23 protein-coding genes are annotated in these 22951 nt (G+C 50.9%); 11 read left to right on the plus strand and 12 right to left on the minus strand.

Annotation, left to right across the window (positions count from 1 at the left end):
* Positions 1-43: 43 nt before the first annotated feature.
* From E4P00_RS20490 to E4P00_RS20505, 4 genes are read right to left on the minus strand one after another with little or no spacing between them, the layout of a single operon-like run.
* Positions 44-799 carry an Asp/Glu racemase gene (locus tag E4P00_RS20490; protein ID WP_078820938.1) on the minus strand — a complete coding sequence of 252 codons (756 nt, stop codon included), beginning with the start codon at positions 797-799 and terminating at the stop codon, positions 44-46.
* The gene (locus E4P00_RS20495) at positions 799-1833 is read right to left on the minus strand and encodes a carbon-nitrogen hydrolase family protein (RefSeq protein ID WP_248132755.1); all 1035 of its coding nucleotides are present in this window, start codon (positions 1831-1833) and stop codon (positions 799-801) included. Before E4P00_RS20495 ends, E4P00_RS20490 begins: the two co-directional genes overlap by 1 nt.
* A 15-nt stretch (positions 1834-1848) precedes the next feature.
* Positions 1849-2760, minus strand: a complete 912-nt coding sequence (locus tag E4P00_RS20500) for a fumarylacetoacetate hydrolase family protein (protein ID WP_216091118.1) — start codon at positions 2758-2760, stop codon at positions 1849-1851.
* 44 nt (positions 2761-2804) lie between these two features.
* The gene (locus tag E4P00_RS20505) at positions 2805-3923 is read right to left on the minus strand and encodes a cupin domain-containing protein (RefSeq protein WP_078820940.1); all 1119 of its coding nucleotides are present in this window, start codon (positions 3921-3923) and stop codon (positions 2805-2807) included.
* Between the two features lie 491 nt (positions 3924-4414).
* Between E4P00_RS20505 and E4P00_RS20510 the strand changes: the two genes are divergently transcribed.
* On the plus strand, positions 4415-5416 hold the full coding sequence (locus tag E4P00_RS20510; protein ID WP_248132757.1) for a PDR/VanB family oxidoreductase: 1002 nt from the start codon (positions 4415-4417) through the stop codon (positions 5414-5416).
* Positions 5417-5970: 554 nt separating this feature from the next.
* Here the strand turns inward: E4P00_RS20510 and E4P00_RS20515 are convergent.
* On the minus strand, positions 5971-6687 hold the full coding sequence (locus E4P00_RS20515) for a nitroreductase (RefSeq protein WP_248132759.1): 717 nt from the start codon (positions 6685-6687) through the stop codon (positions 5971-5973).
* Between the two features lie 28 nt (positions 6688-6715).
* Positions 6716-7132 carry a hypothetical protein gene (locus E4P00_RS20520; RefSeq protein ID WP_216091115.1) on the minus strand — a complete coding sequence of 139 codons (417 nt, stop codon included), beginning with the start codon at positions 7130-7132 and terminating at the stop codon, positions 6716-6718.
* 341 nt (positions 7133-7473) lie between these two features.
* Here E4P00_RS20520 and E4P00_RS20525 point away from each other — a divergent pair, with 341 nt between their 5' ends.
* The 10 genes from E4P00_RS20525 to E4P00_RS20570 all read left to right on the plus strand — a co-directional run bounded on the left by E4P00_RS20525 (position 7474) and on the right by E4P00_RS20570 (position 19106).
* Positions 7474-8100, plus strand: a complete 627-nt coding sequence (locus E4P00_RS20525) for a response regulator transcription factor (protein WP_216091114.1) — start codon at positions 7474-7476, stop codon at positions 8098-8100.
* Between the two features lie 10 nt (positions 8101-8110).
* Positions 8111-11320, plus strand: coding sequence for a transporter substrate-binding domain-containing protein (locus tag E4P00_RS20530; RefSeq protein ID WP_248132761.1), 3210 nt, complete (start codon positions 8111-8113; stop codon positions 11318-11320).
* 132 nt (positions 11321-11452) lie between these two features.
* Positions 11453-12358: an EAL domain-containing protein gene (locus E4P00_RS20535; RefSeq protein WP_248132763.1), complete on the plus strand. Its 906-nt coding sequence runs from the start codon at positions 11453-11455 to the stop codon at positions 12356-12358.
* A 356-nt stretch (positions 12359-12714) separates the two neighbouring features.
* The gene (locus tag E4P00_RS20540) at positions 12715-13245 is read left to right on the plus strand and encodes a CS1 type fimbrial major subunit (protein ID WP_216091112.1); all 531 of its coding nucleotides are present in this window, start codon (positions 12715-12717) and stop codon (positions 13243-13245) included.
* Positions 13246-13320: 75 nt separating this feature from the next.
* A complete protein-coding gene (locus tag E4P00_RS20545; RefSeq protein WP_248132765.1) occupies positions 13321-15588 on the plus strand; it encodes a TcfC E-set like domain-containing protein in 2268 nt (755 codons plus the stop codon).
* A gap of 28 nt (positions 15589-15616) precedes the next feature.
* Positions 15617-16297, plus strand: a complete 681-nt coding sequence (locus E4P00_RS20550) for a hypothetical protein (protein ID WP_216091110.1) — start codon at positions 15617-15619, stop codon at positions 16295-16297.
* Positions 16294-16767, plus strand: coding sequence for a hypothetical protein (locus tag E4P00_RS20555; RefSeq protein WP_248132767.1), 474 nt, complete (start codon positions 16294-16296; stop codon positions 16765-16767). The genes E4P00_RS20550 and E4P00_RS20555 overlap by 4 nt, the downstream gene beginning before the upstream one ends.
* Positions 16768-16873: 106 nt before the next feature.
* Positions 16874-17887 carry a hypothetical protein gene (locus E4P00_RS20560; protein WP_248132770.1) on the plus strand — a complete coding sequence of 338 codons (1014 nt, stop codon included), beginning with the start codon at positions 16874-16876 and terminating at the stop codon, positions 17885-17887.
* 5 nt (positions 17888-17892) lie between these two features.
* Entirely contained in the window at positions 17893-18438 is a 546-nt protein-coding gene (locus E4P00_RS20565) for a hypothetical protein (protein ID WP_248132772.1), read from the plus strand.
* Positions 18435-19106 (plus strand): hypothetical protein, encoded by a 672-nt coding sequence (locus E4P00_RS20570; RefSeq protein WP_216091106.1) that lies wholly within the window; start codon positions 18435-18437, stop codon positions 19104-19106. The genes E4P00_RS20565 and E4P00_RS20570 overlap by 4 nt, the downstream gene beginning before the upstream one ends.
* Positions 19107-19300: 194 nt before the next feature.
* On the opposite strand, the gene E4P00_RS20575 is transcribed toward E4P00_RS20570, so the two are convergent.
* From E4P00_RS20575 to E4P00_RS20600, 6 genes are all read right to left on the minus strand, one after another.
* Positions 19301-20131, minus strand: a complete 831-nt coding sequence (locus tag E4P00_RS20575; protein WP_248132774.1) for an autotransporter outer membrane beta-barrel domain-containing protein — start codon at positions 20129-20131, stop codon at positions 19301-19303.
* Complete coding sequence (locus E4P00_RS20580; protein ID WP_248132776.1) at positions 20128-21078, minus strand: hypothetical protein; 951 nt, start codon at positions 21076-21078, stop codon at positions 20128-20130. The genes E4P00_RS20575 and E4P00_RS20580 overlap by 4 nt, the downstream gene beginning before the upstream one ends.
* Before the next feature lie 132 nt (positions 21079-21210).
* Positions 21211-21402, minus strand: a complete 192-nt coding sequence (locus E4P00_RS20585) for a hypothetical protein (RefSeq protein ID WP_248132778.1) — start codon at positions 21400-21402, stop codon at positions 21211-21213.
* Positions 21371-21661 (minus strand): hypothetical protein, encoded by a 291-nt coding sequence (locus E4P00_RS20590; protein ID WP_248132780.1) that lies wholly within the window; start codon positions 21659-21661, stop codon positions 21371-21373. Before E4P00_RS20590 ends, E4P00_RS20585 begins: the two co-directional genes overlap by 32 nt.
* 13 nt (positions 21662-21674) lie before the next feature.
* On the minus strand, positions 21675-22307 hold the full coding sequence (locus E4P00_RS20595) for a hypothetical protein (protein WP_248132782.1): 633 nt from the start codon (positions 22305-22307) through the stop codon (positions 21675-21677).
* 57 nt (positions 22308-22364) lie between these two features.
* Positions 22365-22751, minus strand: coding sequence for a hypothetical protein (locus tag E4P00_RS20600; RefSeq protein ID WP_248132784.1), 387 nt, complete (start codon positions 22749-22751; stop codon positions 22365-22367).
* Between the last annotated feature and the right edge of the window lie 200 nt (positions 22752-22951).

Genomic DNA, 22951 nt, shown 5'->3' on the forward strand with positions numbered 1-22951 from the left:
TACTGAACGGTGCCGTGTTCACATCCATCGGCCCATCACGTTATCAGTATCTGCCAGATAAAAGAGAGCCACAGCCAGGCGCAGATGTTTTTAGGCCGAGCTGTTTCAATATCATGTAGGTCGTTGCAATCGAGGAGGAAATGACAGGTAACCCTGTACGGTCCTCAATCAACTGGATGGAAGGGAGTGACGGCATTTGCACGCAAGCAGAGCCGACGATGGCATCGACGCCATCGACTTTAAGTTTTTTGGTGATTTCAGCCGGCGCATAGGGATTTAGCAGGCCTACTTCAAGGTTATCGGAGATCTCCAGGGAAATACTGTCGACAACCTCAATCCCTTCATGTTCAAGATAGTCGATCACCAAGCTAGTCAGCGGCTTCATATAGGGTGTCAGAATGGACACTTTTTTAGCGTTCAACGCTTTTAGCCCTTGCACCAATGCGCCTGCACTTGTGACGACGGGGGCCGGGCCACCATTTTCAACAGTTCGTTGATGAAGACGCGCCTCGGAAACACGGTGGTAACCAACCCCCATACTCATGATTGCAACCAGGCAAGCATATCCCAGCACATCCACGCGCGCGTCGGACAACTCCAACGCACATCTTTCGCTGTCCGAGTCCATCGCCGCCAGTTCTTCTTTAGTGACACGCATCATCCGCATGCGGCTGGAGTGAAAGGTAAATCGCTCTAACTCCACTCGCTCACGAGCCTGGAGAATCGCAGGGATTTCAGTCTCCATAGTGGTATTCGAGGAGGGGACTATTTGACCAATACGGTAGATACGTTTGTCCATTACTCTGTCCCCTCTTTACGATTGTCAGGTAGAACATCTTCTTCGCGCTTGACTGCATGCGCTGTCAAATTGTCGAAAAACGTAGCGGCATTCAATGCGCGGCGATTCACTTTCAGGTCAAAGATATCGAAGCGATTATAGTGCCCGGTAATATCATGCATTTGCCGAGGCTGAATGCAGCGTGACAAATCAATATCGGCATACACAATACCCTCCTTGTCGATAAGCGGGTCGCCGATGACTCGGCCGTCCGGACCTAGAATGCCGCTAAAAGCACTATTTTTCCGGGCGAGTAATTGACGCGCTTGCGGGTGCGTCTCGGCCATCGCTTCGATTATTTCTTCCGACACCGTAGAGCACGAAACGATGGTGAATACCTTGCCTTCAAAGGAGTGAGCAGCTGCGCGCAACTTGATAGCTTCGGCCATATCGTAATCCGAGGGGGCTACAGGCAGGGCGATATAGCTTGCTACATGCACTAGCTCGCCTTGAGCAAGGAGACTGAACCTCGCCAACGTATTGGTGTTCTCACCACACGCCAGCGCCCCCAGTGGCCCGATACTCGTTTGGTGGACCTTAAGAGACGAAGCATCACCATTTGACCACGTGAGTTTCTCCGCCCACGTTGGAACCAGTTTCCGATGCCGCCCCAGAATCTCCCCTTCGTCAGAGATCGTGACGACCGTGTTGTATAGAGTGCCAATTCCAACTGGACTACGCTCGTTCAAACCGATGACAACATTTATGGAGTTCGCGCGCGCGGCACGTTGGATTCGTTGAATTTCCGGTCCAGGGATTTCAATAGCTGATTTGCAAAGTTTTTCAAACCAAGGACTTCCTTCCACTGGATTCATCAACCAATTCCAGTAGGGATAGCCGGGAATGAACACCTCGGGAAACGCTACTAATTTTGCCTCTTCGCGAGCGGCTTCGGCGATTAAGTCACATGCTTTCTCTACCGTGGCGAGAGTGTCCAGGAACACCGGAGATGCTTGAACCGCTGCTGCTTTAAAAGCATTTAATTTGAGCATCATGCACCTCGACTTGTTTTATACGGCGACCACGGGATTGCGCAGATATCCAATTTTTTCGATTTCAGCCTCGATGGTATCTCCGGGCCATACCCACTCTTGCGGCGTCCTGCCCGCCCCAACGCCTTCTGGTGTCCCCGTGGCAATGATGTCGCCAGGCTCCAGGGTGATTGCAGCGCTGATATCGGTGATCAACTGTGGGATTTTGAACAGCATGTGGCGGGTATTCGAACGCTGCTTGACTACGCCGTTGACCCGCAGACTGAGATCGAGTGTGTGGGGGTCAGGGATTTCATCAGCCGTGACGATGCACGGCCCGAAAGGAGCATAGGTATCCTGCCCTTTGGAGTAGATCCATTGCCCTGCCCGCCGGCAATCACGGGCACTCATGTCGATCATCAGGCTATAACCGAACACATAGGTCAGCGCTTGATCATGGGTGATTTTTTTTGCCGTACTCCCGATGATGACTGCAAGTTCCACCTCCCAATCAAGCTGCTGCGTGATCGCCTTGTTGTGTTCAACGGCATCACCCGGACCAATGACGGCGGTCGGGGGTTTTGAAAAAATCACCGGCTCCGTGGGCAGCTCCCGCGATGTATCCAATGCCTTGCTGGACTCGGCGACATGCTCGACATAGTTGAGGCCGATACCAAAAATATTCTTCTTGGGTCTGGGAATTGGGGCCAGTAACTTTACGTTTTCGAGTGGTATCGAAACGCCCATTGGAAAGTTTCCTTCGAAAACGCTTAACAAAGCCGTAGTAGTTTTTATTGCAGAAGGCCCCATCTCAATAAAATCGAGCATATTATCCGGGATAGGGTGGCCGTGGATGTTTCCTAACTTACACAGATCTACAACGTTGCTACCCACCAATGCCCCTAAGCGGGACGCAGCATTAACAGTTGGACGAAACGTGACTAAACGCATACAAAACCCCTTGAATTTAAATGATAGGTGCGCCCCCGGAAGACTCAGCGCTGATAGCCGTCGTTATCCATAAATGCCTGTTCTCGGTAAAAGTCGAACGACTCCATAACGGGAAGGTCATTGAAACAAAATAGGCAGGCATCTTCGTCGTTTGAACTATTGCTGTGTTCATGAAACGCCCAGGAAGGCACGCAAAATATATCTCGCTCTTTCCAGTCGAAACGCTCTCCATTAATGATGGAGTAGCCATGCCCCTTGGCAACTTGATAGATAAAGCTGCCTGTATGCCTGTGTGCCTTGCCTCGAAAGCCCGGTGCGAGGCGCTGCATACTCGCACCTATGGTCGACATCACATGCCCCCCGGTAACCGGGTTTGTGTAATGCATGAGATGGCCATCGAAGGCATTGGCCGGCGCCGCTTTCGCGTAACGCAAAAGCGAGTTGTAGGTATCTGCCCAACTGTATTTAAACAATGGTGAATACGGTTTGTCCCACATTACGTTTTGCGGGCGCAAGCCAGCCCCACCCCATAGACCAATGGAGTCATCCACAGGCGCGGTAACCGCTTGTGCCAAATCCGGGTGCACCTTGTAAAAACCGGCCTCCAGTGCGTTGGTCAATGGAATATCCAGACCATCTTGCCAAATGCACGTAGTCCCGGTGGCCTCAACACCATGTTCATGCCAGGAGCCATTTGGAGTGAGCACGACGTCATTGGTACCGAGTGTCATCTTGTGACCGTCAACAATGGTGTAGGCCCCTTCTCCTTCCATGATAAAGCGCAGTGCGGACGCGGAGTGTGCATGAGCCGAGGCCGCCTCCCCAGGACGCATGACCTGCAACCCGGAGTACAACATCCCTACGGCCGCCGATACATCCTGCCTGCCGGGGTTATTGAGAAAGACCACCCGGCGGCCTGCCTTCTCAGGCGTTACAAGCTCGACTGAACGCAGCACATGAGACTTGAGATCGCTATAGCGCCATAAAACCGGAACCGAAACAGACTTGGGCTCCCACGGCTCTATCTTGTTAGCTATCGTCCAAAGCGCCCCCGCCTTGAGTCGCTCCAACTCACTGTAATACGCCACTAACTCAGGGGTGTCCTCCACATCAGCACGCCCTGCAACCGTCTCGCGATGCGCATCATATTTCTGGTCAGCCATAGCTACATCCTTATTAGTCCCGACGGAAAAACTTTATAAAATGAAATAAATTTAATCAACTTCAACGTCACACAAAAAATTGAAAAAAACACAAAACCTATATATATCAATGACTTAATATACAAAAATAAATTCGAAAGGGTCGCCACATCATTCACAGACATGATTTTTTATAAAATATTCAAATTTTTACAGACGACACCACGGCCAGCGCCGCCCCTGATCCACGCTGCCTCTTAATTTACATGCCGCGCCCCAGAGCATTGATCCGCGCCATAAACGGATAAGCACACCGCAAAAATTGCGATTTCCGGATATACCCCACCTTCAGTGCTACCTAGACTTCTTTCGCATGCCCATGACGCTCTCCGTCGCCATAAGGTGGTACTGGCAGTCATACAGAGGGTGGGAATTACGCGAGTGAGCACGCCTTTCGTTGCCCCTTCACGGATGAGCACACGTTCGGCATTTAGAAACAGGACTTGATGACTATGCAGCCAATGAAGAATGAGCAGACTTTGTACGTGCAGGTATCCGAGGCGACGATCCTTGCGACGGGTGTACGCATGCTTCGGCTGCGCGCCTGTGCACCTACTCAGCAACTGCCGGACTTTACGCCGGGGGCGCATATTGGCGTTTCAGTACAACTGCAAGACTCGCAAAAGGAGTGGCGACAGTATTCGTTGATCGAGCTCGAACACAGGGACCGCCTGACTACCCCACCCGAGTCCTACCTGATTGCCATTCGTCTCGACGCGAAGGGCCGTGGTGGCTCGCGCTACCTGCACGAGGGCTTGAATGTCGGTGACATCATCGACATCACCGCACCACGAAACGACTTTCCCATGCGTAGCACCGGTAAACGCGTATACCTGATCGCAGGCGGAATAGGCGTAACACCGCTGACAAGCATGGCGGCAGCCTGCAAGTTTCACGGACGTGATGTCAAAATGCTTTATGCCGGACGCGAGCGGGCCTCCATGGCTCTCATCAATGAATTGCAAACCCTGCTGGGCGAGCATTTGCACGTGCACGCCGATAGCGAGGCTGGAGCCCCGGTTGACCTGAGGGCCTTGTTCGACGAATTCACCAATGACGACGACATTCATATCTGCGGCCCTGGCGCCCTAATCGACGGCATGATCGTAGAAGCCGAGCGGCGCGGCTGGGCTCACGGGCGACTGAACTTCGAACTTTTTTCTCCCCCTGCTGCTACCGAGGGCGATAGCGCCTTTGACGTAGTATTGGCCGCCAGTGATCGCACGCTCCACATCCCGGCGGATAAGAGCATTCTCGAGGTACTCATTGAGCAAGGCTGCGACCCTATGTTCGATTGCAAGCGCGGAGAGTGCGGCGTGTGTTCTACAGCAGTCATCTCTGGTGAAATCGATCATCGCGACTACGTGCTGTCGGAGCGTGAACGTGCGACCCACAGCGTCATATATCCCTGCGTTTCACGCAGCAAGTCTGCCGTTCTTGTGCTCGATTTATAACGTACACATCTGTCTATAAGAGCTGCTACCGATCGGAGACGTCTGGGACTAAAGTCCGAAGGGGTGGCGAGGAGTCGATGCGCAGCGCGAAAGTCCTGCCCGGCAGCGCAGCACGGGCAACGCCCAGGCTCTGGCAATTCACACTTAGGGCAAAGTGCCTTTGAAGCTGGATATTTCCAATGGTTTGCAAGTTTTTTGGCCTTCAGACGCATTTCCGAAAGCCCCTTCAACTGCTTGGCGACCTCCTCAGGCTATCCTCCCTGATCTGCACGACATGATGTCCGCCCTTCTTGAGCGGACGCGATTGCCTTTAAATGCGCCAACGAATCTCAGGCATTGTAATTTAGCGGCGTCTGCCCCCTCGACCGCATTCACAAAGGCCTGGAACTCTGAGCTGTTTGTGGTATCCCGCGTGCTGGTTACTTCCAGTCACCCGCGATGAGCAGTACAGCGCCGTTGAACGCAAGAAAATTTCATACATGATCTCCCATTACATTTCATATTTTTTAAATCTGCGTCACACACCCACTGAAAGAGTTGAAAAATACGATTCTTCAGCGATGGAACGTAACGCTGTCGGTGATTGGCGCGCGATCACTAGCTGCCTGATTGCCGGGTGTACTCTCATCCGGGTAACCAAACGACATTCCAAACAGCATTTTCATTTCGTCAGAAATACCGAGCACCTCCCTGATCGCCTTTGCGAAAAAACCGAGGGAGGTTTGCGGGATACCGCCTAAGCCCCGAGCGGCAAGCGATAAGAGAAAGGTTTGACCATACATACCAATATCTCCGGCCGTCCGGACACTGTCACCAAAAACCGGCATAAATAAAAAGACCGCCTGGGGTGCGTTGAAAAAGGAAAAATTCAAGGCTGTTGCTTGACGGCGCCCCGCCTCATCCTCGCGCGTGATGTTCATCGCCTCGTAATAGACTTTGCCCTGCGCGTTCTTACGATCCGCATAAATGCCGTAGAAAGCGTCCATATCGAATGAAAAGTCAGGAGTGAATTCGCCAACTGCATTTTTCGCATGAAGAACCTGCGACAGCTCTACTAATTTCTGGCCACTGACTATATGCACGTTCCACGGCTGGGTATTGCAGTTGGAAGGCGCACACTGGGCGTCTTTCAGAACTTCTTGAAGGATGTGATCAGGTACAGGGGTGTTTAAAAAACCACGGAAAGACCGTCGGCTCCGTGCTGTTTTTTGAAACGACAAAGTGTCATCCATCGGCGTTTCGTCATTCAAACCAGCCATTGCAAGTGTCATAATTTTCTCTTGATCAAGTATAAGAATTTCAGGCGCCCAGTAGTAAATTGAGCAATGAGCCATTGCGACCACATCCTATCAACGCATAAAGCTCCAACGGACGCAGAGGTGTTTGCAGTACCCCTCGAAGGGGAATGTCATGAGCTTTCGCCCAGAGAACCAGGTTTTGACGCTGTTGAGAATTTACGTCGGCAATCGCAACAACCGATAAGATCGCGCGGTATCGGGTAAACAATTTTAAGTTCTCTGCATCGTTAGGCAGGTCAAATGCGTCATACACCAAGTATTCGAAGTGCTTGCCCCCTTCCAGAGCATCGACCACCTCACTGACGTTGTTGCACAAGCAGAGTAAGAAATACCCCAGATCATTGAGCGTGCGGGCATAGGCAAAAAGCGTGCTGGGATTCTTGCTGATGATAAGAATTCGCCCCGATCCGGTATGCACGGCTTGCTCCTCGAAAAGCGCCAAATTACCCCTTTGTCGTCGATGGGCCTACGGGATAAATCTCGGCATTTTCTTGGTTTTTCTTGGAATTCAAAAACCGTACTACTCACAAAGAAAGCAAGATTTTTCTCGATTTCCGGCAAGAAATTTCGCCCCGTTGTAGAGCGCAAAACTTGGAGCTGAGCACATACCGGGTCTGCAATAATGGCTCACTACGATAAACAGACTGTTGACGTAAAAAATTCAACCATACTCAACCAGGTCAGTACCGAGTCGCATGGAAACAGCGCGGCGAACTCCTGAATCCCCTTCTGCATTCCATAAGGCTAAACAACTGAAAAATGAGAAAAAAAGTACTGATCGTCGATGATCACCCAATGGTTCGTCACGGTATTCGCGTAGCCCTTGAGTCCATCGGATTCCAGATAATAGGCGAGACCTCCGATGGAGCCGACGCCGTCCAATTGATCGAGTCGTTGAAGCCAAACGTGGTAATTCTCGACATTGGCCTCGAAAAAGTGGACGGCCTGACGGTGTTGAAACGTATCGTGCGGGAAAAACTTGAAACCCGAGTGCTCGTCTACACATCACAGACCAAAGATACCTTTGCCAGCCGGTGCTTTCAGGCCGGTGCCAGCGGGTTTGTCAGCAAGAGCGAGCCCATGGTCCAACTGCTCAAGGCGATCGAAACGGTCGCTGACGGCTATGTGCTCTTTCCAAGGGATGTCATGCCTTTTTTTTCAGGGACCTCTGTAGCAGGGGAAACTGGCGCCTTGGAAAATCTTACAAATCGCGAAATGCATGTGATGCGGTTGCTGGCTGAAGGTTTTTCCAACCGTGACATTGCACAGAAACTCAACCTCAGCACCAAAACGATCAGCGGCCATAAAATCAACATTCTCATGAAGCTAAACGTCACCTCGGTAGTGGAGCTGGCTAACATCGCCAAACAACATAACCTCATCTGAGCCTGCGTTCGTGAAGACGATATTTCCCCAAATTAGTGCCCTCCTCTTTGTGCTGATGTTCGGGACTTGCAGTCAGGTTTTTGCCGAAACCGGTGATCTTCAGCCTAAGGCGCGACAAGCGCTTAACGCCGTGAAAATCCAGCTCGACGAGCAAGAACGGGCCTGGCTCAAGCGCAAGCATGCATTAATCGTCGGCGTGAGCATTGAATCCTTGCCGCCCTACCGGATCATCAACGACCACTCGACTTTTGAAGGACTTACAGCGGATTATCTCGTGGCACTGCAGCGTGAGTTGGGAGTGCCTATCAAGGTCAGGCCGTTCGACTCGAGTGAGGAGGTCTTTTGTGCGCTGCGCGAGGGGAAAATCGATCTGGTTGCGTACGCGACAATCCTGAATACCAGGCGTACCGATGCACTTTTGACGCCCCCCTATGCAGTGACACACCTGACCCTGTTTACCGAAAGTGGCGACCGTAGCGAAAACAACGCGCTGGGTTCCGACCTAAAGATCGCTGTGGCCAATGATATTGCCCTTGCACTGTACAAAAGCAACGGAGGTCAAGGCACATTCACTTCATACCCTTCATCGTTGGCGGCAATGACGTCAGTGTTGAGGGGCACTAATGACGCCTACCTTGGCGATCCTGCCTCCACCTACTCTCTATCCAGCCAGTTGTTCAGCACGAGAGTAGGCGTCAGCCAGCGCACACCGCAGCCAGAGATCAAAATCGGCTTTGCGATTGCCCCCGATAACCCGGTGCTGGCTGGCCTGTTCGAACGCGCACTAGGCGGGTTAACGCGCTGCCAACTGGCTGACGCCCAATATTTCTGGGGTGATAACCAGCGATGTGATGGGTACGGTTTTCGCGACCGTCTTACCGATTCCGAGCGCACTTGGCTGGACACCACCCAGACTGTGAAATTGGCAATAAGCGAGGATTTGGCACCCTACGCCTTTTTCGACAGCGATGGTCGCTTGAACGGAATTGCCTCTGACTTGCTGGAAATTATTCGCCGCAAGTCAGGCATTCAGTTCCAGATCATCCGTGTGAGCTCATTGGGTGAGGTTGATACCCTACTGGCGAATGGCAAGGCAGACCTCGGCATTCTCACAGAGGCCAGTCACGCACCTTTACGGTACCTGCGCAGCCGCCCGGTGGGGGCTAATGCTTACCTTTTTGCCACGCGCAAGGACCACCAGACAGTCCTGAATGACCAAAGCACGGCAACAGTGGCAGTGGCGAAAGGCTATCTTTTGTCCCCGATCCTCGCCCGACAATACCCCCATGTACGTATCCAGGAAACCGACACATTGGGTGAAGCCTTCAAGCTTGCTCGTGATGGCGACGTGGATATCGTCCTCGCTCCCGCGAGCGTCATACGCTACTACCTTTCGTACAAATTCGAGAGCAGTCTGAAAGTTGGAGGCCTTGTTAATATCCCCAACGCCAGCGTTGTGTTTGCTACTTCCAAGCATCATCCACAGCTGATCTCTATAGTCGATAGAGTGATGGCTGAAATCCCCCCGCGGGAGTTCGTGCAGATTCACGGTCGCTGGCGTGCCAACTCGGCAACCGATGAAAAATACTGGGAGGGGATAGCCGCTTACATCTGGCGATCGTTTGAAATTCTGGGCGCACTACTAGTGATCGCCGGGTTGTGGATCGTGACGCAGCGCCGCCGCATTCTGCACAAACGCCAGAACTTGAAGCAACGGCAGATATTGCTGGATGAACTGCAGGTAGCCAAGGAAGCGGCTGAGACAGCCAGCCGAAGCAAATCAGTGTTCCTGGCTACGATGAGCCATGAAATTCGCACGCCGCTCAATGCGATCATCGGCATGCTGGAACTGGTGCTTACTCGCAAAAACAAAGCCGAGTTAAACACACAGTCGGTACACATCGCGTACGAGTCAGCAACCGGTTTGCTGGCCCTCATTGGTGACATTCTCGACATATCGCGGATTGAATCTGGAAAAATCAGCTTAGTTCCAGAGCCCAACCGGATCAATACGCTTCTGGAGTCGACAAGCCATGTGTTCTCAGGCTTGGCGCGGCAGAAGCAGTTAGATCTGCGGCTCGATATCGCCCCGCTGTCGGCGGAATGGGTTTGGGTCGACGGGCTAAAAATCAAACAAATCTTGTCCAATCTTTTAAGCAACGCAATCAAATTCACTGAGCGTGGAAGTATCGAGGTTCGCTGCCAGGTAAAACCGACGAGCGATACACGCCTGCACTTTCAGATCAGCGTTACCGATACCGGCGCAGGCATTCCCGCCGAGCAAATCGATCAAATTTTCAAACCATTCTTCGTGACGAACGCTGCCGTCAGCGACCCTAATGCCGGCGCAGGTCTGGGCCTGGCAATTTGCAAGGAAATCAGCGAATTAATGGGCGCAAGCCTGGACGCTCAAAGTACCCCGGGTGCCGGGACCCGCATAACGCTCAGTGTCGAACTCGAGCGCGTCAGCTCAGAGCGCGCAGTCTGTGAAGACAACGCCTGCAAGCCCGTGAAAGCCGACAGTGATGAGCCCCTGACCGTGTTGATAATCGAAGATCATCTACCTAGCCAGTATTTGCTCTACCAGCAGATCTCCTATCTTGGGCACCACGCGCTGACCGCCAGTAACGGCCTGGAAGGCTTGGCTATGTGGCAAGAGCACGCTGTTGATGTCGTGATCACCGACAGTAACATGCCGGAGCTGAGCGGCCACGAGATGACCAGAAACATCCGTGCAATGGAGCAAGCTCAAGGTATCCGCCCATGTTTGATCATTGGGCTGACGGCCGATGCCCAGCCCGAAGCGCATGAGCGCGCTCTGGCCTCGGGTATGGATCACTCACTGGCCAAGCCGATCACGCTGGCCGTGCTGAACCGCTGGATTCCCATGCTCGACATCGACGCCGAGAACCTCAACCAAGCCTCCTCAGCGATGAACAACATCCGACAAGACTTGGTCGAGCAGGTAGCCGCGAGTAATACCGATGAATCCTTGGCCTTGAAGCAGGCCCTTGATACAGGGGACCTGGCTCAAATCAAACGCATCTCACACAAGCTCAAGGGCACGGCTTACATGCTCAATCACGCAAGGCTGCTCGACCACTGCAATGAGGTCGAAGACATGTGCGCTGAAGGCGTGATATCCGATGAAACCGTCGAGGCTGTGACGGAGCTGATCCAGCTACTGGAAACAATCAGTCAGTCGCTACGACCGGAATGACCACCCATCAGCCACCAAGAAAAATCTCGGTAAAACTCAGGAAAAAGCGCGCCCGAACGACAGATGCTTCTTTAGCAATGCCAAAGAGGATTCCCATAAGCTTTGCGAGTACTAACACCAGGCTTGGCCCTCATGCACTACAGCGCTTCAAGCTCGTTTCTATCGAGCTTGCTTCCCCGAACAAAGGAGATTTTACCCAGGCAATCGGACTGCCCTGACGAATTAGCACCCCCCGCTCAACTGTCCAGCGCGAAAGATGTGCAACTGGGCCTTTGGCTGCGAGAGTTTCGTGCATATCTACAACCCAAATTCGACCTTCACACCGGAGAGGTCAATGCCGCGGAAGTGCTCGCGCGCTGGCACCATCCACTGCACGGCGTACTTGGCCCTGCACACTTCCTCCCGCTCATTAAGCAGGAGCGCTGGCTCGACGACTTGTTATTTGCACTCCTGGAGCAAGGGCTGGCTTACCAGCTCCAGCTTCACCGCATGGGGCGGTCTCTCAAACTTGCGTTTAACCTGTCACTCAGCCAATTAAACAGCAGCAAGCTTGTCGAGCGATTGGAAACACGGTTACTCGAGCATCCCGTAAGACGTTCGTCACTGACTTTTGAGATTACCGAAGACGGCCCTGCCGACCTTTCCGATGCGCACATTGAGCAACTCAACCGCCTGAGCCGCCTGGGCATTCGCCTGTCAATCGATGACTTCGGGACGGGTTATTCATCACTGCTGAGACTGTGCAAGGTGGTGTTCCATGAAATCAAACTGCCCAGAGACTTCATTGGGTCGGTTGACAGTTCAGAGCGCCATCGGGCGGTTGTTCGCAATGCGCTGGCATTAGCTAATGCGTTAGGTATGGAGGCAGTGGTGGAAGGTATCGAGACACTCTCACAACGCAATCTCCTGGTCGACATGGGCGCTCGGGTGGGCCAGGGTTACTTGTGTGCCAAGCCTATGTCGCTTGAAGAATTTGATAGCTGGAAGATAAAGCTGTATCAGCGCTTCCAGACGCTGATCTGCAACTTGAAGTTATAAATACGAGGGGAGCAGGCAAGTAATCTTCTTTAAACGCCTCTTTCCTCCCATCATGATCCAACGCCTCCACCACAGCTACGCGAACACACGCAAACTTCCTATTGATCTCACCAATGACTTGGCTGGACTCGTCAGCACAAGAGTAGACCCGGCTGACTTTAATATAATGATCCTGACTGAGCGCTCGACCCAAGATCCCTCCAGCCAAAAAACAAGAATTTTCCGGTCGAAACGCAAGAATAGCGCTCTCCCCTCCGCTTTTTAATAAGAAGTATAGTTTGTCCGTGAACTCAACTCATGCGTCACTGCAGATGAGTCACCAACAGTTACTTTTTTAAAATATAGAAGAGCCAAAGATGAAATTCAGTAAACTCGTCCTCGCCATTGGCATTGCAACCTCACTCATCAGCGCCGCCCATGCTGCCGCCCCTAAGGATTCAGTATCCAAGAAGATCACGCTGACTGCGCAGATCAATGATGCGATTTTCGTGTCCAAGCCTGATGGTTCGACATGGTATAGCACAGAAGAACTGGACGCAGATGATTACCAGCAGAAGAAATTCAGCAAAACTCTACCAGTACGTGTATGGAGCAAGAACTCCGAATTCAATGTTTCTTTGGCTCAACCATTAAAAATGAGCAACGGAAACTATGAGATGACTAATCCAGAAGTCACCATCGGTAGTGGCCAAGGTGAAGTCCCCGTTTCCTTCGGGAACTCGCAAAAAATCACTCAAATCACTGCCGGCAACGGCGGCTTTGATGAAATTCACGACCTTAACATAAAAGTCGACGCCCCCGTCCAAAATGGCCAGTTGAGCACCAACGGTAGTTACAGTGGTGATCTGGTCATGGTATTCGAACCCGTTGCAGCTACAGGCCCATAATCCCCTAATTATAACTTACCGCTAGAAAGCCTTGAGATACTCGAGGCTTTCCTTTCCTTGGTGCTCTATTAAGAAATGAAAGGCCTCTCTGCTTGTAGGCGCCAGCATTTGGTCACAACATTATTGCTAAGTGCGCTATTTTTAAAATCCGGCTCATCGAGCGCCGAAGTTAAATTCTCCTATGGCATACCTGAAGGCTTCAGCGAAGTGGAAATGGACACTAGCGCAAGCTATGTTGCGACTTACAATGGTCGAACGCTTCCCGGAGTGATGGCCTTTGAACCTTCAGAAAAGACATTAATATTTGACGCGGAAAAATATCATGAGAACGGCATTTCTCTACAAGACATCTCTACTATACGACAAGTATTGAGCAAACTTAACTACAGTCAATGCAAAAGTGGCTGCGACCTAAAACTCATGGACCATTACATCACCGTAGACAAAATCAAGCGCACCGTAGCCATCCGAGATACCCAAGAGGACGTTATTGTTCCAAATACTGCGTGGGGATTAGTAAACAACCAATCCGTCGACTTGCGAGCCTCTACCGAAGGCTACCGCGCCATGAATATAAATGGCAATACCTTTTTGGGCATGCCCGGTCAGAGTTTCGGTTATATGAGTTGGTATGCTGGCCGCCAAAGCACCCGAAACTACAGTCGTAGCAACCAGGACATTTCATCCTTTTATTTTCAGAAAAACTTATCAAATACTTATTTGCGTGCTGGCAAACAGAACAGCCTCGACTACACGTCGGGGTCAGTCAATACTTTATTATCTCCAAGTTTTGATAAATTCATAACCCTGGGTAGCCAAAACCATCTACAAGCGAATCGAAATATTAATACGCTGTTGCTTTACTCGACGACAGAGGGCAACTATGAATTCTACCGAAACGGGCGTCTGATCCTCAAACGACCCGCGACTTTAGGACGAAATCAGATAAACCTGGCTGACTTGCCGGGCGGGTACTATTCAGTACAGCTAAAACTGGTGGACCGGAACGGGAATCAGATCAGTGAGGTTACTCAAGAGATAAACAACCTGGATTTTGTCGGTAGTGGTGGAAATGCCTGGCATCTGACGGTCGGAGAAGACATGACTGAAGGTGGTAGCTTACTCGAAGGTGGCGTGAGCCGAAACTTGCGTCAGTTTTTTTTGAATGCCTCTGTGATAAGCGGAAACCGACACCGCAATGCCGGCGAAATTAATATCACTCGGCCAAGCCAAGTCGGGGAAACTCAGTTCACGCCAACGGTGGGCCTGCTCAGCGGTGAGCGCGCAACAGGCGGTTACGCCAGTGTTTTGGTCAGTCATGAGAAACTAGGTAATCTTATGGTAAGCCGATACCAGAACAACAACATTTCTCAATTCTATCAAGGGTCCCCAAGTTCGAGTATTAGTTACAGCAATATCCTGGGAGGCATCACGCTGGCTTACAATTACCAGAAATACCTGAGCGGCGAGTCACAACAGCTTGAAGCGCGGTGGAACTACCGCCCCAATGGCTTATGGTCGACCTTTTCAGTGGGGCTACAAAAAGGCGGTTACCAGCAAAGTGGCAATGACTTCGGCATATACATTAATACGACTTGGACCCTGGACAACTCCCAATCTTCCGTCAGCTCGACATATTCTGGAGGAAAAACTCAATTAAGTGGAGACTATCGCAAGGACTTTCAAGACACCTATGGCATTACAACTGCAGGCGTGACAGCCAACCACATCAACGATCGCAACAGTATCAATATGTATGGCAGCCGTTCTGGTACCCGTGGCGAAGCCTCTGTCAATATTGGACACGACAACGACAATAGCAACATTGATGCTAACTACAGGGGTATGTTTGCTGCCAATTCTCAAGGGCTCGCTTTTGGCCGTTATAGCAACAGCGGGGCTTCCATGCTGCTTAAAACCCCGGAAGTAAACAATACCGACTATGGCTTTCAAGTTGAGGGTTACCCCGTGGCTGGAAATAGCCTGTATGCGATCCCTCTTAGCAGCTACAGCGACCTTCCGTTTGCCCGAGTCATCAGCGAAAGCCTCGATATGGACATGAACATCGAAGTGCCGGCGAATATTACTCGCTCACATCCAGGCCAAGTCTACAGTTCAGAGGCGAATGTAAAAATCAGCATGATCTATAGTGGTTTTCTGATTGATGCTGGAGGGAAGCCAATTAGCGGCACAATATTAGAGACCGGCGATACCGTCTACCAGAATGGTTTATTTTCCATTTTCAGCAAGTCGTTATTGACCAAAATCAGTGTGACGCAGATGGGGCGTCGCTATACCTGCGACCTCACTAAAACCACCGGCAGCTACTACCACTGCCTTTAAATGCAAACTTTTACTCACAGGTCTTCCCTTGAAAATTCGAACATTACTGACACCATTTTTTGTATTTTTTTATTTCACCTCAAACCTTGCCTTGGCTGAAGGAGAGTTAATGGTTATGCCTGCCAGCACCAAGGTCTTCAACAGCCACGAGCAGAAAGTCAAACTACGCAACATGGGTGACAGCACGCTGTATCTATCCATCAATCTCCAAAAAGTCATAAACCCCGGATTGGCTCCTGAAAAAAAAGTGGCGTTAGCAGAGCTGGCTCATCCTGAACTGATTTCCAGCCCGGACAAATTATCCTTAGGCCCAAATCAAACTCGCGTGGTCACACTGAAATCTCTTGTCGAACCCGATCAAGAGTCGCTCTATCGACTTTACATAGTGCCAGTACGCTCATTGCGAGTTGAAGACGCGCCACAGGACAAGATTACCGCACCGATGTCAGTCTCTATCGGTTACGGGGTGCTTATTCGACATATGCCCTCCCCCAAAAATCAACACGTGGCCTGGACATACCGTTGCGAAAAGGGTGGCCTTACGCTGGTTAATAACGGAAATGTACGGCAATTATTCACCCGCGTTGTTGTAGGAGAGAGCGTATCGGAGCAAACCATAGCGGTATTTCCTGGTGTACCACGACACTTCAAAAGTTCTCGAATAAATCTGAGCGTTGAAGATCAGCCACAATCGCTGGTATGCCCATGAAAAAACGTTCACACCTGCAGATGCTTGGATTTTTTGCAGCCATATATTCGGCCTCAAGCACGGCCACCGGAATACTTAAACTATCAAGCAACGAACTGTCTCTGCTGCCCGGACATCCCGCCGGAGAGTTGTTTGCAGAAAACGTTGGGGACACACCATTATATTTACAGGTGGATCAAGCTTTGCTGACTAACCCTGGTGAATTACCCGAGCGCTTAGTGCCTATTTCACAGGTTAAAAAACCGAGTTTATTGGTGACTCCGAACCGCATAACCATTGCTCCGGGACAAAGATATAAATTAAATATAAAAATTATCCAGCAGGTTGAGCAAGACCATATCTGGCGCATTACCTTTCGACCAAGCGAGCATCTGGTTGTAGAAGGCGAGCCCACTAAAAATGCCACTCCAATATTTTTTAAAGTTGGATACGGAGCAGTCATTTACCAAAAAAACGACCGAAGGAATTAGTTACCACCAGACAAAACATAGAGGCTACAGATTAAAACTCCGCAGACACATGCCAACACTTCCGTGTAGAAAATACATTATATTACGCACCAGGAAATGCTAACCATTGAATACCACCCCCTACAAAGCAATGAAATCAAAGTTGCCAATGACTTTATACACAGCTGCTATCTTTGTTTCTTGCCCAATCGTAAGCGCGATGGATCAGCCGACCGGAAATGTCTCAGGTGAATACCGCAATTGTCGGTTTCAAGACACTGGCGATGGTCAATTGAATTTTTACGTCACCGTTCCATTCAACCAAGTCAAACCTGGTGAAAATTCGTCCTCGCGTCATAGCTTTTATAGCCGGGCAATAGCTGTATATACTTATGGCAAAGATGGAACCCCCTCAAACACATACGATGCCACTGTCTATATTAACGACATCAGTGCTGCCTTTCACTATCCATCATTCAATACCCAAATATATATTTCGGGCCACTACACCTGGACTAATCACGATGCATTTGATGCTGAAATCAGAGTACGCCTTCCCAAATACAGCGTCTCTGATTGGCCAGGTATCGCAATTAGGACAGCAAACTATGCAAGCACACCCCAAGTGAATCAAGAAACTTATTTTGATGCAAAAGGCGCAGTTTACATTCCCCAAACCGATGGCCCCGCCGGTTCCTGCAGGATAATTAACCCAGAAACCCCACCCCCTCAGGATATCACCCTGAACGTCAGTGTACCATCATGGAACTTTGGCGAATTACAACCTGGCATTGCCGAAAAAACACTTGGCAACACTAAAGACCAACTTTGCTTTACTTATAATAGCGCTGAGACCATAGGGCAAAAATTTGTTATAAATGCTTCCAACACCCACGGACTTATCGACAACAACTACCGATTAAGACATCTTACGAATTTAAGTAGCTTCCCTTACAGCTTGATTCTCAACGACGGAAAAAACAAACCACTAAAGATCCCTAACAATACGAGAAATACTATTACTCTCGACTCCAGCGGGCGTACCTGCTTCTCACCGACTATCAGAACAAATATTTCAAAGTCTCAGCTAGAGGGTAGCTACTTTGACATCCTTAACTTTAACGTAACCACCAAACCATAACGACCATGAAAAAAAAATTTATCGCCAGCATCACATTGTTAACTACCCTAGCGTCCAGCCATACATTTGCTGAGGTGGTACTAAAGGGCAATACAAGGACTTGGATTAGTGCTAGCGTCACTCATCCTGACTTATTAATTGTTACAGATGATAAAGGCTCCTGGTTCGACCAAGGCCTGGAGCTACAACAAATGGGGGACAGGGATGCTCCATATCAAGTCGAGGCACGCATACGCGTGTTGTCCAGCAGTGGCGAATTCCAGGTTCGTCTAGATGACCCCGTGCGCATTCAGCATACAAAAAACCCAATGCTCGCTTTTCGAAATCCTACCGTAACATTGGGTAACGAAGGTGGAGTCAACAAGCGGTTGATGATTGAGCAAAGCACAGTGTTTCATAACCCTGCTTCTACTGGACAGGGAGAAGACTCTCTCGGCTACTATAATTTGTCTGTTTCAGCCTACCCGCCCGAAGGCGCGCTCACAGGCACTATCGGAGTATATACAGGAGTGCTCTCCCTGACCTTCGAACCCGTGGTCAAAGTTCCGTGAATCGCTTACCACACTCGCGTTTTATTCCGGCGCTGGTTCTTTGCGTGGCCGGTTCATTTGCCTCCCAACGCGCTGATGCCACAATCGATATTTTCCCCAAGGAAGTTCAGATACGCAATGTTCCTTTGAGTGTCCATATTATTAATAGTGGGGACCGCGCTGAATACGTGTCCATTTCCTTACGTCTGCTAAAGAACCCTGGCGTGCGCATAGAGGAAGAAACACTTGAGGCGGTTGCTGACATAGCGCAACCTGCACTCTACGCATTCCCCTTCCAGGTTACGTTGGCCCCAGGGCAGAGTAAAAAAATCGTACTCAAACCTGTCAGAGCAGTTGAAGCAGAAACAGTATATCGGTTGGACATCAAACCAGTCATACGACCTCGGGAAGAGAACGGGCCAGAAAAATTCAAAGGTGTAATCATTAACCTTAGCTTCAGTGCGCTCGTTCGCCAGTTACCAACCACTGAAACTGACACCCTGAAGGTAGTCTGTGTCTCAGACGGAGCTGAACTGATTGCAAGCGGGACGGTGCGCCATTCAATAAATAGCTTGCACGTCGATGGAAAATCGGAGCCCGGTTTTAATATTTATCCCGGCGTTCCTCACAAAGTGACCGGCCATTTAGTTGAGGTTCCTGGCCATCCTCCGTGCAAATCTGGCCGTTGATAAAGCTGATGATACTGCCGCAGTTAGCATGTAGGGGATCGAATCGGCCCTAAGCCTGCGAGCGGAAATAACTTGAACTATCGTTTATTGGCGGCCGGGTGTGGTGGCGGCCTACTTGAGTCCGGGCCGCAGCCAATCATTTCATAACTCCTGCGGCCATCAGCTAACCGCAGTGCCCTGTGGCCTGATTGTTCCTAGAACGTCCATGAAGCTATGGCAGAGGTGCTCTCGTCGTGAAAGCGCTTACCTATTTCGCCTGTGTACCTCAGCCCCACGGAAAAGGCCGGCGTCAAATCCAACGTAGCGCTGAACGCCAACTGAGCCGTGTCCTGCTGCACGGGCAAGCCGGAAATATTCACGAAGTCTCCTTGGGACTGCAGCTTCAAACGAGTGTGCGTGGTTTTCTCCGTGAATGCGTGTTGCAGCCCGGCGCTACCATTCAGACGCACGGCCATGCCATTGGCCAGAGGATGAACAGCGCTCACGCGTGCACCGAGTCGGGCCGAGGTCACGTCCATGCGGCTTTTTTTGCCACTGAGGGCGAAGAGGTTTTCCTTCTCTGAAAATGCTTTGGTTTCAACGTGGACGTAGTTGAGCCCGATAAAGGGTTCCAGCGTCACTGTGTTGAAGTGAATGTTGTGGGACAGCTCGGCAAAGGCTTGACGAGTGCTGCCGTCATAGTTGCCTTTGAGTCGCGTGGAGCCATTCTTGTGGGCTACATCGCGTTTGCTGTCGATCTCATGCCAGGCACCGCCGTAGAAGGTATCGCTGCCTTGACCGCCGGCCAGCCAGTTAGTCTGGGCATCCCCTTGGAGTGCATCGTTACCCGAGCTGCCGGTAGCGTTGTTGACGCCTTTTTGCGCGACGTCGATGGTCTCGCCGGTCGTCGAGGCCGATACGTAACCTTTCACGGCAGCGACTTGCTCGGAGCCCTGGGTTGAAACCACAGTACCCGAGCCGTTTGTTGTAAAAACGTGGCCGTTGGGGTTGGCGATGAAGTTCGCGGCAATGGCTTCCTTGCTCACGCCATTTTGCACAAAGGTCCCGCGCGCGAGCACTTCCCCCCGGTGCCGTCACGCACTTCGCCACTTTGCAATTGGTTCTTCAGGTTGATTTGCGTGATACCCAGGGCCGCGAGTGACTTGAGTTCGCTGGTTTCACCGGCGTCAATCGCCCCGTTGGCGTTACGATCGTCCCAGCTTTTGCCATCGTGATTGGCATCTACCCACACGTAGACACTCGACCATGCTGCGTCCTCGTTGTCGAATACGCCATCGGCATTGCTGTCCAAACTGGCCAGCGCTGCAAAGCCATTGGCGAAACGTTTTTGTCCCGTTTCACCGTTAGTGCCGGCCACGCCGCCGAAGTACTCGGAGAGGGATTCACTGATGTTGTCGATCTTGCCGTTGGCGTTGACGTCCACCACAACGATACCGTCCTGGGCGCTGACCCAGCCGGTTTCTTCAAGGCTACCGCCATCGTTGTCGGCATCGAAGAACACAGGAGCTGTCAGGTAATCGGTCAGGCGCACGCCGTCGCCATTGAGGTCAAGCACCAACGGGTCAGTAGGCAAAGTCAGGCGAGCACGTGCGTCACCCGAGTTCAACAGCGCCGCCAAAGTGCTGCCGTAAGTGAGACTCTGGCTGGAGTTGCGCAGGCTGAAGTCGAAAACGTCCTTGACCGTATTGATGTTACCGGGGCGGTAACCATCGGCCAGGATCTGGGTGGCGGCGGCAGTAAAGGTGTTGTTAACCCAGTTGCCTTGATATTGGTTCAGGTTCAACTTGTTGGGGTCGTAATTTAGCTTCCACCCCCCGCCGCTGGTGACGAGGCCATTGGAGACTTGCGCAGCAGCGACATCATGATCCGTAGCGGTCTTACGTATGATTTCCCCTGAATTATTGACATCCAGATCAAAGGCGCTTGCATTGGTGGGAACACCATAAAAAAACTCATCCATACGGCTCGACATCGCGTATTCCACTGCTGAGCGCGCGGCAGGGCTGGAAAAACTCATTCCGGGAACGTTAGACGGATCGTAGTCATCACCAAACGATGCCACGGTGTCATCGATGAACTTCGTAACGCTGCCTAGAGCGTCATTCTATGCATTCAGCGAGGGAGACTGTCCATACTCCCGATCACGTGATGCTTTAGTGCTTTTACTGAATAAGGCCAGCGCGTATAAAAGCCCACCCAATGCCACATCATTGTCTTTACCTTCGCCGGTAAACTCCAAGACGTATTGAAGACCGCTGATGCCTTTATCGACGGTTTTTTCCTGTACTTGCTTCATGCCAGGAATTTTCAATAGCTTCCAGGATATGAACGCTCGTTTCGGTACTGGTACCGTTATATTTATCCGAGGTGATATAGGCAATGATCCCCATGGCGCTGCTCATATCGAGCAAGGCGTCGAAATGCTTAACCTTGTCCGCCTGCCCCGTGGCCTCCAGTACCTTGTTCAGTTTATCCTTCGCCTCGCCCAACTCATCCAGCATTTCCGGAAGTGTTTGCGGCGTTTCCCTCGCGGTCTGCTGCGTACCTTGTGCCATTTGAAATTCCCTCTTACTTAATGATTGCGTAAACACCCGGACGGGATAACAGATACAACCAGGCCGCTGAAGTACTACCCTTAGCGGCTTTGACCAACAGCGATATATGCGCCAGATAACCTCTGGCCATAGACGGATGAGCTGCAAAATAGCGGCGACATTCTGAGGTTCTCAAAGAGAAAGTCAGCCCGCCTGAAGCTTCAATCTTTTCCAACTCTTGCTCGGCTAAACTCCTTGCTTCTGCCGTGGGTAACGTCGCTAGGTACTGGGTCTGCTTGATGATTTGGGACGTCTCATATTTCGCCGGGCACGGCTGCGCTTGCAGAACGTTGTAACGCGCATAGCCCTCGACGATATTCCTCGCTGCCCGTACATCCGTGGTATTGATCAGTAGGAAATTGGCGACGGTCAAACTGGTGGTCAAGCACGCGTCGCTCATATCATGGCATAGCGTTAACGCGCGAACGCGGTCATACATCTGCTCTTCGGGCGATAGATGCAGCGACTTTATATAAAGAGCGTCACTTCCAGACAAAGTAGTTTCATTTGCGATCAGGCTTTCTGCTCCGCCGACGAGTTCCACAACCCAACGCACTTTTTGCGACTCCGAAAACAACCAAATATAATAGCCAGCAAGCACGGCCATTAACCCTCCTACCGCCATTAGCAGATATAATGTTTTGGCTCTCGGCATATCACACCTCTATTTTGACAACCAATAAAATATCAGGCCGACAACTAGAAAAAATCCATGAGCGACGACGGAAATCCCTGAAACCCAAACGGCCAACTTTTTTAAACTATCCGCACGCCTCAGATAATCGACTATCATCAGTAGCGCCCCGACCCAGCCTAATTGAGCAAACGCCAGAAGATCGATAGCCACAACAACCCAATGGCACCAGGGGCGCCCACCATCGAATATATAGACGATATAGCAATACACAGTGATAGGGAAACTGCACCCCCACACAAATAGAGGGGCTGCAAACTGCTTACCCTTTCGAATCAGGAAAAAGGCTATTGTGAGCCAACATGGGAAAAGCACGATATCGTACATACCGCCCAAAAACTCTTTAACATCACTCATATCATTCCCTCTGTAGATCAGCGTCTTTACCGCTCCCTCAAACTCTCATCCACATGCTACTGCAACGGACTCAAAAAATAATCAATCACCCAGCGCTGATCTGTTTTAACTTCAGCCGTAACAGACATCCCCGGCGTCAGCGCAACACGTTGTCCTTTGATCATTAGGCTGTCGGACTTAAGTCGAATACGGCTGCTATA

This window comes from Pseudomonas sp. B329 (genome assembly GCF_023127835.1).
Classification (GTDB): Bacteria; Pseudomonadota; Gammaproteobacteria; order Pseudomonadales; family Pseudomonadaceae; genus Aquipseudomonas; species Aquipseudomonas synxantha_A.

Coding starts and splice junctions, on each gene's coding strand:
- E4P00_RS20590 (WP_248132780.1), bottom strand. CDS start 21,661: ATGGCACAAGGTACGCAGCAGACCGCGAGGGAAACGCCGCAAACACTT.
- E4P00_RS20555 (WP_248132767.1), top strand. CDS start 16,294: ATGAAAAAACGTTCACACCTGCAGATGCTTGGATTTTTTGCAGCCATA.
- E4P00_RS20505 (WP_078820940.1), bottom strand. CDS start 3,923: ATGGCTGACCAGAAATATGATGCGCATCGCGAGACGGTTGCAGGGCGT.
- E4P00_RS20600 (WP_248132784.1), bottom strand. CDS start 22,751: ATGAGTGATGTTAAAGAGTTTTTGGGCGGTATGTACGATATCGTGCTT.
- E4P00_RS20495 (WP_248132755.1), bottom strand. CDS start 1,833: ATGATGCTCAAATTAAATGCTTTTAAAGCAGCAGCGGTTCAAGCATCT.
- E4P00_RS20515 (WP_248132759.1), bottom strand. CDS start 6,687: ATGACACTTGCAATGGCTGGTTTGAATGACGAAACGCCGATGGATGAC.
- E4P00_RS20540 (WP_216091112.1), top strand. CDS start 12,715: ATGAAATTCAGTAAACTCGTCCTCGCCATTGGCATTGCAACCTCACTC.
- E4P00_RS20490 (WP_078820938.1), bottom strand. CDS start 799: ATGGACAAACGTATCTACCGTATTGGTCAAATAGTCCCCTCCTCGAAT.
- E4P00_RS20500 (WP_216091118.1), bottom strand. CDS start 2,760: ATGCGTTTAGTCACGTTTCGTCCAACTGTTAATGCTGCGTCCCGCTTA.
- E4P00_RS20545 (WP_248132765.1), top strand. CDS start 13,321: ATGAAAGGCCTCTCTGCTTGTAGGCGCCAGCATTTGGTCACAACATTA.
- E4P00_RS20595 (WP_248132782.1), bottom strand. CDS start 22,307: ATGGCCGTGCTTGCTGGCTATTATATTTGGTTGTTTTCGGAGTCGCAA.
- E4P00_RS20535 (WP_248132763.1), top strand. CDS start 11,453: ATGCACTACAGCGCTTCAAGCTCGTTTCTATCGAGCTTGCTTCCCCGA.
- E4P00_RS20565 (WP_248132772.1), top strand. CDS start 17,893: ATGAAAAAAAAATTTATCGCCAGCATCACATTGTTAACTACCCTAGCG.
- E4P00_RS20510 (WP_248132757.1), top strand. CDS start 4,415: ATGCAGCCAATGAAGAATGAGCAGACTTTGTACGTGCAGGTATCCGAG.
- E4P00_RS20525 (WP_216091114.1), top strand. CDS start 7,474: ATGAGAAAAAAAGTACTGATCGTCGATGATCACCCAATGGTTCGTCAC.
- E4P00_RS20585 (WP_248132778.1), bottom strand. CDS start 21,402: ATGAAGCAAGTACAGGAAAAAACCGTCGATAAAGGCATCAGCGGTCTT.
- E4P00_RS20580 (WP_248132776.1), bottom strand. CDS start 21,078: ATGTCGAGCCGTATGGATGAGTTTTTTTATGGTGTTCCCACCAATGCA.